Annotated in this window: 16 protein-coding genes; 8 read left to right on the top strand and 8 right to left on the bottom strand. The window is 73.0% G+C overall.

Going from position 1 to position 13,564, the window contains the following annotated elements; all coding sequences use genetic code 11:
* Window positions 1-60: 60 nt before the first annotated feature.
* From JQN83_RS04245 to JQN83_RS04230, 4 genes are all read left to right on the top strand, one after another.
* Window positions 61-858, top strand: a complete 798-nt coding sequence (locus JQN83_RS04245; RefSeq protein WP_208565652.1) for a hypothetical protein — start codon at window positions 61-63, stop codon at window positions 856-858.
* Between the two features lie 78 nt (window positions 859-936).
* Window positions 937-1,299: a YkvA family protein gene (locus JQN83_RS04240; protein ID WP_208565651.1), complete on the top strand. Its 363-nt coding sequence runs from the start codon at window positions 937-939 to the stop codon at window positions 1,297-1,299.
* Window positions 1,300-1,345: 46 nt separating this feature from the next.
* The gene (locus JQN83_RS04235) at window positions 1,346-1,771 is read left to right on the top strand and encodes a TIGR03618 family F420-dependent PPOX class oxidoreductase (RefSeq protein ID WP_208565650.1); all 426 of its coding nucleotides are present in this window, start codon (window positions 1,346-1,348) and stop codon (window positions 1,769-1,771) included.
* 212 nt (window positions 1,772-1,983) lie between these two features.
* Window positions 1,984-2,586: a hemerythrin domain-containing protein gene (locus tag JQN83_RS04230; RefSeq protein WP_208565649.1), complete on the top strand. Its 603-nt coding sequence runs from the start codon at window positions 1,984-1,986 to the stop codon at window positions 2,584-2,586.
* Between the two features lie 52 nt (window positions 2,587-2,638).
* On the opposite strand, the gene JQN83_RS04225 is transcribed toward JQN83_RS04230, so the two are convergent.
* From JQN83_RS04225 to JQN83_RS04215, 3 genes are all read right to left on the bottom strand, one after another.
* Window positions 2,639-2,869 (bottom strand): ferredoxin, encoded by a 231-nt coding sequence (locus JQN83_RS04225; protein WP_208565648.1) that lies wholly within the window; start codon window positions 2,867-2,869, stop codon window positions 2,639-2,641.
* A gap of 18 nt (window positions 2,870-2,887) precedes the next feature.
* Window positions 2,888-4,096: a cytochrome P450 gene (locus JQN83_RS04220; RefSeq protein ID WP_208565647.1), complete on the bottom strand. Its 1,209-nt coding sequence runs from the start codon at window positions 4,094-4,096 to the stop codon at window positions 2,888-2,890.
* Between the two features lie 184 nt (window positions 4,097-4,280).
* Window positions 4,281-4,451 (bottom strand): antitoxin, encoded by a 171-nt coding sequence (locus tag JQN83_RS04215; protein ID WP_244251796.1) that lies wholly within the window; start codon window positions 4,449-4,451, stop codon window positions 4,281-4,283.
* A 336-nt stretch (window positions 4,452-4,787) separates the two neighbouring features.
* On the opposite strand from JQN83_RS04215, the gene JQN83_RS04210 reads away from it, so the two are divergent.
* Window positions 4,788-5,954 carry an AI-2E family transporter gene (locus tag JQN83_RS04210; protein WP_307798988.1) on the top strand — a complete coding sequence of 389 codons (1,167 nt, stop codon included), beginning with the start codon at window positions 4,788-4,790 and terminating at the stop codon, window positions 5,952-5,954.
* 147 nt (window positions 5,955-6,101) lie between these two features.
* On the opposite strand, the gene JQN83_RS04205 is transcribed toward JQN83_RS04210, so the two are convergent.
* The gene (locus JQN83_RS04205) at window positions 6,102-6,758 is read right to left on the bottom strand and encodes a dienelactone hydrolase family protein (RefSeq protein ID WP_208565848.1); all 657 of its coding nucleotides are present in this window, start codon (window positions 6,756-6,758) and stop codon (window positions 6,102-6,104) included.
* A gap of 168 nt (window positions 6,759-6,926) precedes the next feature.
* Between JQN83_RS04205 and JQN83_RS04200 the strand changes: the two genes are divergently transcribed.
* From JQN83_RS04200 to JQN83_RS04190, 3 genes are all read left to right on the top strand, one after another.
* Window positions 6,927-7,319: a MerR family transcriptional regulator gene (locus JQN83_RS04200; protein ID WP_208565645.1), complete on the top strand. Its 393-nt coding sequence runs from the start codon at window positions 6,927-6,929 to the stop codon at window positions 7,317-7,319.
* Complete coding sequence (locus JQN83_RS04195) at window positions 7,289-7,636, top strand: thioredoxin family protein (RefSeq protein ID WP_279632642.1); 348 nt, start codon at window positions 7,289-7,291, stop codon at window positions 7,634-7,636. The genes JQN83_RS04200 and JQN83_RS04195 overlap by 31 nt, the downstream gene beginning before the upstream one ends.
* Window positions 7,637-7,922: 286 nt before the next feature.
* The gene (locus JQN83_RS04190) at window positions 7,923-8,102 is read left to right on the top strand and encodes a hypothetical protein (RefSeq protein ID WP_208565644.1); all 180 of its coding nucleotides are present in this window, start codon (window positions 7,923-7,925) and stop codon (window positions 8,100-8,102) included.
* 239 nt (window positions 8,103-8,341) lie between these two features.
* Here JQN83_RS04190 and JQN83_RS04185 read toward each other — a convergent pair whose 3' ends face one another.
* From JQN83_RS04185 to JQN83_RS04170, 4 genes are all read right to left on the bottom strand, one after another.
* The gene (locus tag JQN83_RS04185) at window positions 8,342-10,714 is read right to left on the bottom strand and encodes a glycoside hydrolase family 65 protein (RefSeq protein ID WP_208565643.1); all 2,373 of its coding nucleotides are present in this window, start codon (window positions 10,712-10,714) and stop codon (window positions 8,342-8,344) included.
* Window positions 10,711-11,460 carry a beta-phosphoglucomutase family hydrolase gene (locus JQN83_RS04180; protein ID WP_208565642.1) on the bottom strand — a complete coding sequence of 250 codons (750 nt, stop codon included), beginning with the start codon at window positions 11,458-11,460 and terminating at the stop codon, window positions 10,711-10,713. Before JQN83_RS04180 ends, JQN83_RS04185 begins: the two co-directional genes overlap by 4 nt.
* Before the next feature lie 49 nt (window positions 11,461-11,509).
* Window positions 11,510-11,977 (bottom strand): DUF4442 domain-containing protein, encoded by a 468-nt coding sequence (locus JQN83_RS04175; protein WP_208565641.1) that lies wholly within the window; start codon window positions 11,975-11,977, stop codon window positions 11,510-11,512.
* A 244-nt stretch (window positions 11,978-12,221) separates the two neighbouring features.
* Complete coding sequence (locus JQN83_RS04170; protein WP_208565640.1) at window positions 12,222-13,526, bottom strand: ABC transporter ATP-binding protein; 1,305 nt, start codon at window positions 13,524-13,526, stop codon at window positions 12,222-12,224.
* Window positions 13,527-13,564: the final 38 nt, after the last annotated feature.

Genomic DNA, 13,564 nt, shown 5'->3' with positions numbered 1-13,564 from the left:
CTCCCGCCCCGACCGGGCCCCCGTCCGTCCACATCGTTGTTCCACCGTGAGGTGCTGGTGATGCAGACCGTCTTCTCCGCCGTCCTGCCCGACGTCCCCGCCGCCGCCGGAATCTGGCTGATCCTGCTCGCCGTCGCGGCCGTCGCCGTCGCGGCCCTGGTCGTCCGTCCCGACCGGTTCCGGCTGGCGGTGGCCCGCCGGTTCCGCGACGCCGCCCTGCCCGACGACCGGGAGCGCACCGAACAGGACCGGGAGCACACCCGGTACGCCGAGGAGGTCGCCGTGGCGGCCGACCGGGCGGGCACCACCGCGAGCCGGCTGCGGGCCGAGTGGCTGGCCACCCAGGACGAGGTCGAGTCCGCCTGGACGGCCCTGGAGTCGGCCGAGGCGCACCTGCGTCGGCTCGCCGCCGCCGCGGCCATGCCGCTGCCGCACACCGGGCAGACCCCGGCCGAGTACGCCGACCGGGAGCGCTGGCTGCACCGGGCCGCCGAGGAGGCACACCGCCGGGGCGAGCTGTCGGACGCGCAACTCGACGACGCCCTCGCCCACCGCGCCGGCTGGGACCCGCGCCGGCACCCCGTGGAGCAGGAACTGGTGCTGCGCCGCGCCACGCGGGACCACCTGGCCGCCCGGCACCGGGCGGCGGTCGCCCGGGAACAGGCGGCCTGGCGGGCTGCCGACCTGGCCGGGGCGGCGGCGCGCAGCCTGCGGGACGAGGCGTTCGCCGCGCGGGAGCGCCGGCCGGAGCGGGCCGAGTCGGTGCTGCCGATGACGGACAGCCCGCGCCCGTCGGCCGAAGCCACCCGGGAGAACCCCACCGTGGCACGCGGCCGGGCCGCTGTCGCCGCCTACTGACCCGACCGCCACCGGCCGGCCCGTCGGGTCGGCGACGGAATCCGGCGCGACGGGCCGGGCTGGGCTAGCGTTGCGGGCATGTCCCGGGAGATGTGGGCGCTCGTGGTCGTCGGCGGCATCCTGGCGCTGGCGACGCTGGTCGGCGCGGTCCTGCTGGCGGTACGGGTCATCCGCACCCGACGGCTGCTCGGCACGCTGGGCGTGGGCGGCAAGGTGGCCTTCTACGGCGCGCTCATCTACACGATCCTGCCGGTCGACGTGTTGCCCGACCCGATCTACCTGGACGACATGGGTGTGCTGGCCGGTGCGCTGATCTACCTGGGTCGCCTGGCCCAACGCCGTTGGGCCGCCGGGCCGCCGCTGCCCGGCCGACCTGGTGCCCTGTCCGACGCCTCATCCTCCCCGCCCGGCCAGGGCCGGACCGGGCGGATGATGTCATGATCGGGGCTGAACCGGGGCGACGCCCCGCACGGGACGGGAAACGGACATGGCCGGCAGACACCAGTTGGACCCGTACGACGAGCGGGTCCTCACCTTCTGCCGGGAGCGGCACCTGGCCACGCTGACCACCCCACGTCCCGACGGCACGCCGCACGTCGTACCGGTCGGGTTGACCTACGACGCGACGGCCGGGCTGGCCCGGGTGATCACCTCCGGTGGTTCGGCCAAGGCCCGGTACGTCGCCGCCGCCGGATCGGCCGGCGTCCCGGTGGCCGCCTGCCACCTCGACGGCCGTTGGTGGCTGACCGTCGAGGGTCGGGCGGTGCTGCGCACGGACCCCGACGCGGTGGCCGAGGCGGAGCGCCGGTACGCGGAGCGCTACCGCCAGCCGCGCCCGAACCCGGAGCGGGTCGTCATCGAGATCACCGTGACCCGGCTGCTGGGGTCCCTCCCGCCCCTCCCGTCCGACTAGGACCGATCCACCGACTGTCGGGACGGCCCGCGCGGCACACCGGCAGCGGGCGTCCGTAGCCCGGCCGGAGGTCGGCCCCGGGGTGCGTCCCCGGACGGGTCGGCCCGGGAAGCCGGGACCGGCAGCTCATCGACGGTGATGGTTCGGGTGCCCGGTGGTGGGTACAGGCCCGCCAGGAACCGATCCGCCCGCAACCGGTAAGGGGCACCGAGATGAGCAACGCACAGGCCACCACGGGTCAGGACGTCGTGGACGTCCTGACCGCCGACCACCACGAGATCGAGACGATCTTCGTGGAGCTGGAGAGCCGACAGGGCAGCGCCGAGCACCGTCGCCGGCTGGCCGACGTGATGATCGCCGAGTTGGTCCGGCACGCGGTCGCCGAGGAGATGTACGTCTACCCGACCGCCCGCCGGGCGTTGCCCGACGGCGACCAGCTCGCCGAACACGAGATCGCCGAGCACGCCGTGGCCGAGCGGACGCTGAAGGAGCTGGAGCCGCTGGACCCGTCCGACGCCCGCTTCGAGCCGCTGATCAGCCACCTGACGAAGAGCATCCGGCACCACGTGAAAGAGGAGGAGGCTGAGCTCTTTCCCCGGCTGCGGGCCGCCGTCGCCCACGAGGAGCTGGTCGAACTGGCCGACCGGGTCCAGGCGGCGAAGGGACACCTGCCGACCCGCCCGCACCCCGGCGCTCCGGACCATCCGCCGGCGAACCGGCTGCTCAATCCCGGTGCGGGCCTGGTCGACCGGATCAGGGACGCGCTGAGCGGGCGGCCCACCACCAGGGCGGAGCTGCACGACCAGCAGGGTTGAGCGGGGGTGGTGGCCGTCTCCGGGTACCCCGCCGGGGGCGGCCACCACCCGCTCAGGCGCCCGGGGCGATCCGGCTGTCGTCGGCCGCGTCGGACACCACGATCGCCTCCATCGGGCAGGACTCGGCGGCGTCCAGCACCGCGTCCGCCGGATCGATCCGTTCGGCCAGCGGCCGGGACAATCCGTCCACCAGCACGAAGTGGGCCGGGGCGTAGCCCGCGCAGATTCCTGCCCCGATGCACCGGGTCGGGTCCACGTGCACCCGCCAGCCGTGCTCCCCCATCTGTCCTCCGTCCTTCCGTCACCAGGTGACGGGCAACGCCGTCAGGCCCCGGACCAGCAGGCCGCTCTTCCAGGTCAGTGCCGACTCGGGCACCGCCAACCGCAGGCCCGGGGTACGGGCCAGCAGGGTCTCAAGGACCACCTGGAGTTCCATCCGGGCCAGTTGGGCCCCGATGCAGTGGTGCGGGCCGTGCCCGAAGGCGAGGTGCGGGTTCACCTTCCGGTCGAGGTCCAGCCGGTCGGCGTCGGGGAAGACGCTCTCGTCCCGGTTGGCCGAGGGGATGGAGACCAGCACCGGTTCACCGGCCCGGACCAGCACCCCACCGAGTTCGACGTCCTCCAGGGCGTACCGGGCGAACGCGGCGGTGGCACCGAGTGGGATGAAGCGCAGCAGTTCCTCCACGGCGGACGGCACCAGGGCCGGTTCGGCGCACAGCCGCTGCCAGACGTCCGGCTCGGTGAGCAGGACGTAGACCAGGTTGGGGATCTGGGTCACGGTGGTCTCGTGACCGGCGGCCAGCAGGCCCGCCGCCAGGCGTACCATCTCGTCCTCGGTGAGTCGGTCGGCGTTGTCGTCGCGGGCCCGGACCATCGCCCCGATCAGGTCGTCGGTGGGGGTCACCCGCCGCTGGGCGATCAGCCCCGCCATGTACGACAGCAGGTTGTCGATGTAGCTCTGCGCCACCTCCGGTCGCAGGGACGTGGTCGACACGATCGCCTCCGACCAGGTGTGGAAACGGTCCTGGTCACTGACCGGCACGCCCAGCAGATCACAGATGACCCGGATCGGCAGCGGGGTCGCGACATGGCTGACCAGATCGGCCGGCGACCCTGCGGCGATCATCCCGGCCACCAGGTCCTCGGCCAGTTCCCGGGTCCGCGGGCGGAGTTCCTCGACCCGTCGGGCGGTGAACGCCTTCGCCGCCAACCGGCGCAGCCGGCTGTGCTCGGGCGGGTCCATCCCGAGGATGCCGGCCTCCCGCTGGTAGGGGGTGCTGCGCGGCTCGTCCCGCCCGACGGCGGCGGCCCGGCTGAACCGGAGGTCACCCAGCACGGCTCGTACGTCCGCGTGCCGGGTGGCCAGCCAGGCCGGCTCACCGAACGGGAGTTGGACCCGGATCAGCGGTTCGTCGCGGCGCAGCCCGGCGTAACGGGGGTCGACGTCGAGCCGGTGCGGATCGCTGAACGGGTAGGGCCGGGCGATCGTGGCGTGCGTTGTGTCGGTCACCGGGGATGCTCCCTCTCGTCGACGGCGCGCAGTGCCGCGTGCCGGCCCACTCCACACGACTCAACGGTGAGTCATGCCCCGACTGCGGATAGTAGCGAGACTCGTCGATGGTTACCAGAGGTGAGCAGCTATTGACACGACAATGCCGGACCACCCGAACGGGTGACCCGGCATCGGGAACGGCTCAGCGACCCTGGTCGCCCTCACCGGTGCGCGCCTGGATCGCGTCGACACCCTTGTCGATCTGCTCGTCGTACTTGCCGCCGGTCCGCTCGTCGGCGAAGTCGCCGGCCTTGTCCAGGCCCTGGTCGGCCTGCTTGTCGTGCTTGTCGGCGAAATCCTTGACCTTGTTCATGAAGTCGCTCACGGTGTCCTCCTCGTCGTCGGCCTGTTGCGTTCCCCGTCCGCCCGGGCACAAACACCGCAGCGCGGCGGCAGCGGGCGCACCACAGCGCCCGGCGGGTCGACCGCACCACGAGGGACCCGGCACGACACCACCGCTGAACGGCGCGACAGGACAGTCCGGCCGGCACCGTGCTGCGACAGCGTGCCGGCGTCACCCTTGCTGGGCGTGGCCGTCCGGGTACGACCGTCCTGAGCGGAACCGACCGGTCGGCACGACGTTGAGCCACCGGGTGTCGCGGCCGACCGGGTCGGGTATCGACCCCGCCGAGACCGAGGAGGATCCGACGTGGTCGAGGACGGTACCGGGCGTACGCCCGAAGTGACGGCTGCGGGTGCCCGCCCCACCCCACGGCAGGCCTGGGCGGCACTGCCCTGGCTGGTCCGCACGGCGGTGGTCTGGAGCGCCTGCCTGGTGGTCGTGGTGTTCGGGTGCTACCTGCTGGGGAAGGTGGCGGTGCTGCTCGCGCCGCTGGCGATCGCGGTGGCGGTCACCTTCTTCCTCACCGCGCTGCTCGACCCGGTGCTGTTGGCCCTGCGCCGGCTGCGGGTACCGGCCGCGCTCGCCGCGCTGCTGAGCGTCCTGCTGCTGCTCGGGGTGCTGGTCGGGGTGGGGGTGCTGGTGTGGAACCTGACCGCCGCCCAGTTCGGGGAGCTGAGCCAGCAGCTCGACGAGGGTCTGCAACGCTCCCGCGACTTCGTCACCGGAACCCTGCCGGTCAGTGACGCCCAACTCGACAAGCTGGTCCAGCAGGTCCGCGACGGCCTGGGTGGCAGCGCCCCGGACCCGGTCGGCGGGGCCCGTACGGCGACCGAGGCGGTCGGCTCCGCCCTACTCGCCCTGGTACTGCTGTTCTTCCTGTTGAAGGACGGCCGGTCGATGTGGCACTGGGTGCTGCGTCGGATGACCGGCCCGAACCGGGCGGTGACCGCCGAGGCCGGTCGGGCCGGTTGGCGCACCCTCGGGTCGTACAGCCGGGGCACGATGCTCATCGCGGCCATCGACGCCCTCGGCATCGGGCTGGCGCTGGTGCTGCTCGGGGTGCCGTTGGCGCTGCCGCTGGCGCTGATCACGTTCCTCGGCGGCTTCGTACCGATCATCGGGGCGACGGTCGCCGGCGCGGTCGCCGTGCTGGTGGCGCTGGCCGCCAACGGTCCGACCACGGCGCTGCTGGTGCTGGCTGCGGTGATCGCCGTCCAGCAGATCGAGGGCAACCTGCTGGAGCCGTTGGTCATGAAGCGGCAGGTGCAGCTGCACCCGGCGGTGATCCTGGTGGTGGTAACGGCGGGCACCCTGATCGCCGGCATCGCGGGGGCGTTCGTCTCGGTGCCGATCGCGGCGGTCGCCTACCGGGTGGTCGACACCGTCCAACGGCACCGGGAGCAGGTCGCGTCGGCCCCGCCGGAAGACCGGCCGCACCGCCACGACGACGAGTCACCCGCCACCCCCGCCTGACCCACCGATCCGGCACCCCACACCGTCGGGTCACGATCGTGCTCGATCCGTGTCGTAGCGGCTTCCGCCTGATCCGAGCCCGCCGCACCATGGATCGAGCACGATCGTCAGCGGTGCAGCCACCCAGGATCGTCACGGTGGGAGCGGTCAGGCCGGGACGGGGAGGTGGCGGCTGAACCAGTCGGCTGCCGCGTCGGCGACCTCGTCCAGGGTGCCCGGTTCCTCGAACAGGTGGGTGGCACCGGGCACCACCCGGAACTCGTGCGGGCCGGTCAGCAGCCCGGCGGCCTGTTCGTTCAGCGTGATCACCTGCTCGTCGAGGCCGCCCACCAGCAGCAACGTCGGCGCACGTACCCCGGCCAGGGCCGGCCCGGCCAGGTCGGGTCGACCACCCCGGGACACCACTGCGGCGACCCGCTGCGGACGTGCGGCGGCGGCCACCAGGGCGGCGGCCGCACCGGTACTCGCGCCGAACAGGCCGACCGGCAGCCGGCCCAGCGCCGGTTCGGCAGCGAGCCAGTCGACGGTCCCGGCGAGCCGACCGGCCAGCAGTTCGATGTCGAAGCGCAGCTCGGCGGTACGGGCGTCGACCGCATCCTCCTCGGCGGTGAGCAGGTCCACCAGCACCGTCACCAGCCTCCGGCGTTGCAGCACCCGGGCCACCGCCACGTTGCGCGGGCTGTGCCGGGAGCTGCCGCTGCCGTGGGCGAAGAGCACCACCCCCACCGCGTCGTCCGGCCCGTCGACGTCGGCCGGCAACCGGGCGTCCCGCAGCGGCACCGTCGCCTCGGCGCGTACCCCCATGGTGTTGCTCCTTTCCGCCGTGCGGTCGGTGGCGGTTACCCGCCCGGCGACCGCTCTCACCCGTGCCACTCCCACCCGTGCCACTCCCACCCGCGCCGCGCCCGCCCGTTGCCTTGACACCGGCGACAAGGTCTAGCGTGACGCCAGGAACTCCGCCGAGGAGGTCGGATGCTGATCGGTGAGCTGGCGGAACGGGCCGGAACGAGCACCCGCACGCTGCGGTACTACGAGACGCACGGGCTGGTCCGGCCACGCCGCTCGGCCAACGGCTACCGGGTGTACGACGAGGCGGAGCTGCGGGTGGTGCACGAGATCCGGGCGCTGCTGGCGGTCGGCTTCGGCCTCGACGACATCCGGCCGTTCGTGGCCTGCCTGCGGGCCGGCCACGCCTCGGGGGACGTCTGCCCGGACTCGGTCGCCGTGCTGCGTCGCAAGCTGGCCGAGGTGGACGCCTACCTCGACCGGCTGGGCACGGTACGGCGGCAGCTGCACGACCAACTCGCCCAGGCGATCATCCAACGGGAGGAAACATGCCTCAGGACACGGCAGCGGGACAGTTGACCGCCGTCACCGACGCGACCTTCGCCGACACGGTGCTCGCCGCCGACCGGCCGGTGGTGGTCGACTTCTGGGCGGACTGGTGCCCGCCCTGCGTGGGGACCTCACGACACCTGGCCGAGCTGGCCGACGAGTTCGGCGACCGGCTGCGGGTGGTCACCGTGGACACCGACGCCAACCCCGCCACCGCCCGGGCTTACGGGGTGATGTCGCTGCCCACCATGCTGGTGTTCGTCGGCGGTGAGGTGGTCGGCTCGATCGTCGGCGCCCGTCCGAAGAACCACCTGCGGCTCGCCTTCACCCGCCACCTCGACGCCTGAACACCGGACCGGCGGCGTCCACGGCGCTGTCCGGCGACGTCGGCGGGCGGCGGTGGTAGGGGCACAGCAACGTCGGCGGCGCCGGCGGTGTCCGGCACGTCAGCGGGCGCTGGCGGTGACGGTGTCCAGGCGGCGGACGGTAGCAGGGCGGCGGGTGGCGGGCGGCGGTGGCGAGCGGGGACGGCGGTGGCGAGCGGGGACGGCGTTTGCGGGGGCGGCGGGCGGGAAGACGCGCGTGACGTCGGCACCGGCGCAGCAGCGCCCCGCACGGATCACGAGGTTCGCCATGGCCAAGCGGAAGACACGTCAGCAGACCCGGACCATCGAGCAGGAACGCCCCGAACAGGACGCCGAGCGCAACCTCGACTGGGCGGACGAGGCGGCACAGGCGCGTACCCCGGACGACCCGCGGGCGGTCGCACCGCGCGATGCCGGTGGCCGCCCCTCCGACGGCCCCCAGTTCTGACCCCCGGCGGCCGTCGGGGTCGAGGGAGGGCACCAGGCACGTGATCGTGGAGAGTTCTTGTCGCTCCCGCGACAAGAACTCTCCACAATCGAACCGGACCGACACGACCGGACCGACACGACCGGACCGGACCAGGGCCGGACCGGCACGACCGGGCCCGACCGGTCGACGGGCCCGAACGGTCGACGGGCCCGAACGGTCGACGGGCCCGAACGGTCGACGGGCCCGAACGGACGGGATCAGGCGCGGGACTCCGGAAGGCGCAGCAGCGGGGCCCGGCCGGGTGGTTGTTCCGGCGCGGGGGTCTGCTCGTGGGTCTGCGGCACGGGTACGGTGACCGGCGCGGCGGAGGTGACCCGGACGGTCTCCCCGTGGTGTCGCAGCTCCAGGGCCGTGTCGGGGCCACCGTTGCGCAGCGAGTAGGTCGTCTGGTGGGGCCGGACGTCCACCCGCAGCCGCATCGACCGCCACTGCAACGAGAACTCCAACCGGCTCAACCCGCTGGACAGCCGGGGGGTGAACGACAGCTCGCCGTCGTGGTCGCGCAGCCCACCGAACCCGGCCACCAACGCGATCCAGGCCCCCGCCAACGACGCCATGTGTACGCCGTCGCGGGTGTTCTCGTTGAGGTCGTGCAGGTCCATCAGCGCGGCTTCCCGCAGGTAGCTGTGCGCCAGCTCGGGGTGCCCGACCTCGGCGGCGAGCACCGCCTGGGTGCAGGCCGACAGGGACGAGTCGCGTACGGTACGCCGCTCGTAGTAGAGGAAGTTGCGCAGCTTCTGCGCGTCGGTGAAGGCGTCCCCCCGCCAGTGCATCGCCAGCACCAGGTCGGCCTGCTTGACCACCTGCTTGCGGTACAGGTCGAAGTACGGGTAGTGCAGCAGCAGCGGGTACTTCTCGGTCGGGGTGTGCGCGAAGTCCCACTCCTGGAGCCGGGTGAAGCCCTCCACCTGCTCGTGCACGTCGAGGTCCTCGTCGTACGGGATGTGCATGGCCTGGGCGGCGTCCCGCCACTCGGCCGCCTCCTCCTCGGTCACCCCCAGGTCGAGCGCCTCGTCGCGCAGGCGCATCGCGCAGTCGGCGGCGGTGAGGAGGTTCCGCTGCGCCATCAGGTTGGTGTAGATGTTGTCGTTCTTGACGGCGGTGTACTCGTCGGGGCCGGTCACCCCGTCGAGGTGGAACCGGCCGTTGCGGTCGTGGTGGCCCAGCGAGCGCCACAGCCGGGCGGTCTCCACCAGCAGTTCCAGGCCGATGTCGCGTTCCAGCTGGTCGTCACCGGTGACCAGGACGTAGCGGCGCAACGCGTCGGCGATGTCGGCGGCGATGTGGAAGGCGGCGGTGCCGGCCGGCCAGTACGCCGAGGACTCCGGGCCCTCGATGGTCCGCCACGGGAACGCCGCGCCGGCCAGGTTCAATGTGCGGGCCCGTTCCCGGGCCTGCTCCAGGGTGGCGTGCCGCCAGTACAGGGCGTCGCGGACCGCGCCCGGCTGGGTGTACGTCAACACCGGTAGGACGAACATCTCGGTGTCCCAGAACGCGTGCCCGTCGTAGCCGGGGCCGGTGAGCCCCTTGGCGGAGATCGGCCGGCGTTCGGCCCGCGCACCGGCCTGGAGCACGTGGAACAGTCCGAACCGGACGGCCTGCTGCACCTCCGGGTCCCCCTCGACCCGGACGTCGGCGGCGTCCCAGAACCCGTCGAGGTATTCGCGTTGTTCCCGGTGCAGCCCGTCCCAGCCGGTCAGCCGGGCGGCGGCCAACGCCGCGCCGACCTGGTCGCGCAGCGCCGGCAGCGAGCGTCGACTGGACCAGCCGTACGCGAAGAACTTGACCACCCGCATCGTCTCGCCGGGCTGGAGCACGCAGCCGATGGTGGTCCGGACCCAGTCCTCGTACCCCTCGGACTCGATGGTGGTCTTGCCCGGGGCGTCCACGTCGTGGCCCATCCCGGCGGCCACCCGCAGCCCGCTGACCTTGGTGCGGTGGATGAGCAGCCCGCCGTCGTCGGTGGTCAGCTCCTCCTCGGCCTGCAACGGCGACTCCAGCACGGCGGCGACCCGGGGGTCGCGGCTCTGCGCCGGCAGGTTCTCGTTGGCGACCAGCTCGGATTGGAGGATGAGCCGCAGCGGGCCGCTGACCGCCTCCACCTCGTAGTGGATCGCGGCGACCGACCGTTGGGTGAAGGAGACCAGCCGGGTGCTGCGGACCTTCACCTCCCGGCCGGCGGGCGAGCGCCAGTGCATCTCCCGGTGCAGGGTGCCGGCCCGCAGGTCGAGGACCCGTTCGTGGCTGAGCAGCTCGCCGTAGCGCAGGTCGAGGGGTTCGTCGTCGACGAGCAGCCGGATCAGCTTGCCGTTGGTGACGTTGACGATGGTCTGCCCCGACTCGGGGAACCCGAACCCGGCCTCCGCGTACGGCAGCGGACGCAGCTCGTAGAACGAGTTGAGGTAGGTGCCGGGCAGGCCGTGCGGCTCGCCCTCGTCGAGGTTGCCACGCAGCCCGATGTGACCGTTGGAGAGCGCGAACACCGACTCGGACTGGGCCAGCACGTCCATGTCGAGGCGGGTCTCCCGGATGTGCCACGGCTCGACCGGGTAGGCGCGTTCCCGGATCATGCGGCCGGCCCGGTCAGCAGGTCGGCGAGGTCGGTGACGACCACGTCGGCGCCGTGGGCGCGCAGCTCGTCGGCCTGGCCGGCCCGGTCCACCCCGATCACGTGCCCGAAGCCACCGGCCCGCCCGGCGGCCACCCCGGCCAGCGCGTCCTCGAACACGGCCGCGTCGGCGGGGGCCACCCCGAGCAGCTTGGCGGCGGCGAGGAAGGTGTCCGGGTGCGGTTTGCCGCGCAGCCCCTCGGCGCGGGCGACCAGCCCGTCGACGCGTACCTCAAGCAGGGGTTCCAGGCCGGCGGCGGCGACCACGTCGCGGCAGTTGGCGCTGGCCGAGACCACCGCGCGGCGCAACCCGGCCTGCTCGGCCGCCTTCAGGTAGGCCACCGAGCCCGGGTACGCCTCGACGCCGTCGTGGTGGATCCGGTCCAGCAGGACGACGTTCTTGCGGTTGCCGACGCCGTTGACGGTGTCCGCGTCGGGCGGGTCGTCGGGGCTCCCCTCGGGCAGGGTGATGCCCCGGGAGGCGAGGAACGAGCGCACCCCGTCGGCGCGCGGTTTCCCGTCGACGTAGCGGTTGTAGTCCGGGCCGGGGTCGAACGGCCGGAACGGTTCGCCGCCGGCCTCGGCGTGCCGGCGCAGCAGGTCGTCGAAGGTCTGTTTCCAGGCGGCGTTGTGCACCTTGGCGGTCTGGGTCAGCACGCCGTCGAGGTCGAAGAGGCAGGCGGTCACATGAGCAGGTAGGCCCAGCACGCTACGAATCTATCCACCGCCCCCACCGGGCAAACCCCCGCCACGCGGGTCAGCGGTGCGGGCGCAGGGTCCACAGGACGGTCATGGTGGCGGTGACGGTGCCGTCGGCGGTGCCGATCTCCACCGCGACCGGGAACTCGGGGCGTTGCCCGGCGTCCAGTTCGGCGAGCACCTCGGCCGGGGTGCGACCGAGCCGCGCGGTGGCTTGCACCTCCCCCATCGCCACCCGCCGGTACGCGATGTCGGCCCGCACGGCCAGCGGCACGGCCCGGTCGAGCACCTGCCCGAACGCGGCCATCACCACCGCGCCGGAGGCGGTCTCGCCGAGGGTGAACATGGCCCCGGCGTGCGGGCCGCCGACGTGGTTGTGGGTGGCCGGCGTGTCGGGCAGCCGGACGACCGCCCGGACCCCACCCTCGGCCTCGGGCGCGACCTCGACGATCTCGAAGCCGAGCGTGCGGGCGAACGGGACGGCCCGGAGCACCCCGGCCGCCACCTCGCGGGAGTCGATGGTCATGCCCCCGAGGTTACCCGCCGGTAAAAACCCCCACCAGCACCTGCCGACCCCCGACCACCACCCCGCCGGAACCGGTCGACGCACGCGCACCCCGCCCCGGTCGACCGCCACGACCTCATGATCCACACAGTTCCCTGGAAACAGCGGCATCCGGGCGGGCGGAGACCACTACATCCACGAAGTTGCGCGCGGCGCCCGGGCAGGGCAGCGCCCGGGGCAGGGCGGAGTCAGGGGCAGGGTGGGGTCAGCGCCAGCCGACGTCGATGCGGTCGCCGCGTTCGTCGAAGAAGTGCAGGGCGTCCATCCGGACCGCCACCGCCATCGGGTGCCCCGCCGAGATCGCCGGGTACGGGGCCAGCCGGACCGCCAGCTCGGCCGGGCGGCGGTGGTGGCGGCCGGGGTCGTTCAGCACGCTGGTGCGGTTGTCGCCGGCCGTCCGTTCGACCTCCTCCGGGTCGCCGGCCCGCCCGGTGAGCCGGGACATGACCTGACCGAACCGGCGCAGTCCCCGCTGGCCCGGGGCGGCGTCCTCGGCGGGGGCGCTCATCTCGTCGACCATGATGGCGGTGGCACCGATGTCGAGGAAGGCCAGCGACTCGTGCCCGTGGTGCTCCAGGTAACGCACCCGGCCCTGGAGCACGTCACCGGGGGTGTCCGGGGCGACCGGGGTGAGCGCCTCGGCCCGCATCCCGACCACGATCCGCTCGCCGTGGTAGTGCGCCACGGCCCGGCTGCGGATGTCGTCCCACGGCAGGTAGAGCGCCTGGTCACCGAGGGTGAGCGTGACGTACCGGTCGAGGTGGACGTAGACCGACGCCTCCAGCAGGTTCATCCGGGGGCTGCCGAGGAACGCGGCGACGTAGAGGGTCGCCGGCCGGCCGTACACCTGGGTGGGGGTGCCGACGTCCTGGAGCACGCCCTTGCGCATGATGGCCACCCGGTCGGCCATGGTCAGCGCCTCGGCCTGGTCGTGGGTGACGTAGATGGTGGTGACGCCCAGCTCGCGGGTCAGCGCGGAGATCTCGGCGCGCAGCTCGGCCCGCAGCCCGCTGTCGAGGTTCGACAGCGGCTCGTCCATCAGGAACAGCCCCGGCCGGCGGACGATCGCCCGACCCATCGCGACCCGCTGCCGTTGGCCGCCGGAGAGCTGGCTCGGTTTGCGGCCGAGCACGTCGCCGATGCCGAGCGCGCTGGCCACGTCCTGTACCCGCTCGCCCCGGGGCACCGGCTCCACCCCGGACAGCTTGAGCGGGAAGCCGATGTTGTCACCGACGGTCATGTGCGGGTAGAGCGCGAAGTCCTGGAAGACCATGGCGATCTTCCGGTCGCGCGGCGGCAGGTCGTTGGCGACCTCACCGTCGAGCATCACCGCGCCGGTGGTCGGCTCCGCCAGTCCCGCGATCATCCGCAGCACGGTCGACTTTCCGCAACCGGATGGGCCGAGCAACACCATGAACTCACCGTCGACAACGTCGAGACTGACGTTGTCGACGGCAACTGTCCCATCCGGGAATACCTTTGTGACGTCCTTCAGCGCGACGGTGGTCACCGTCTCCTCCCCCAGCTTGGCCGAACCCCGGGTTGACT

The organism is Micromonospora antibiotica (assembly GCF_017599305.1).
In the GTDB taxonomy this organism is placed as follows: domain Bacteria; phylum Actinomycetota; class Actinomycetes; order Mycobacteriales; family Micromonosporaceae; genus Micromonospora; species Micromonospora antibiotica.
This window is presented reverse-complemented; position numbering and strand designations above follow the sequence as displayed.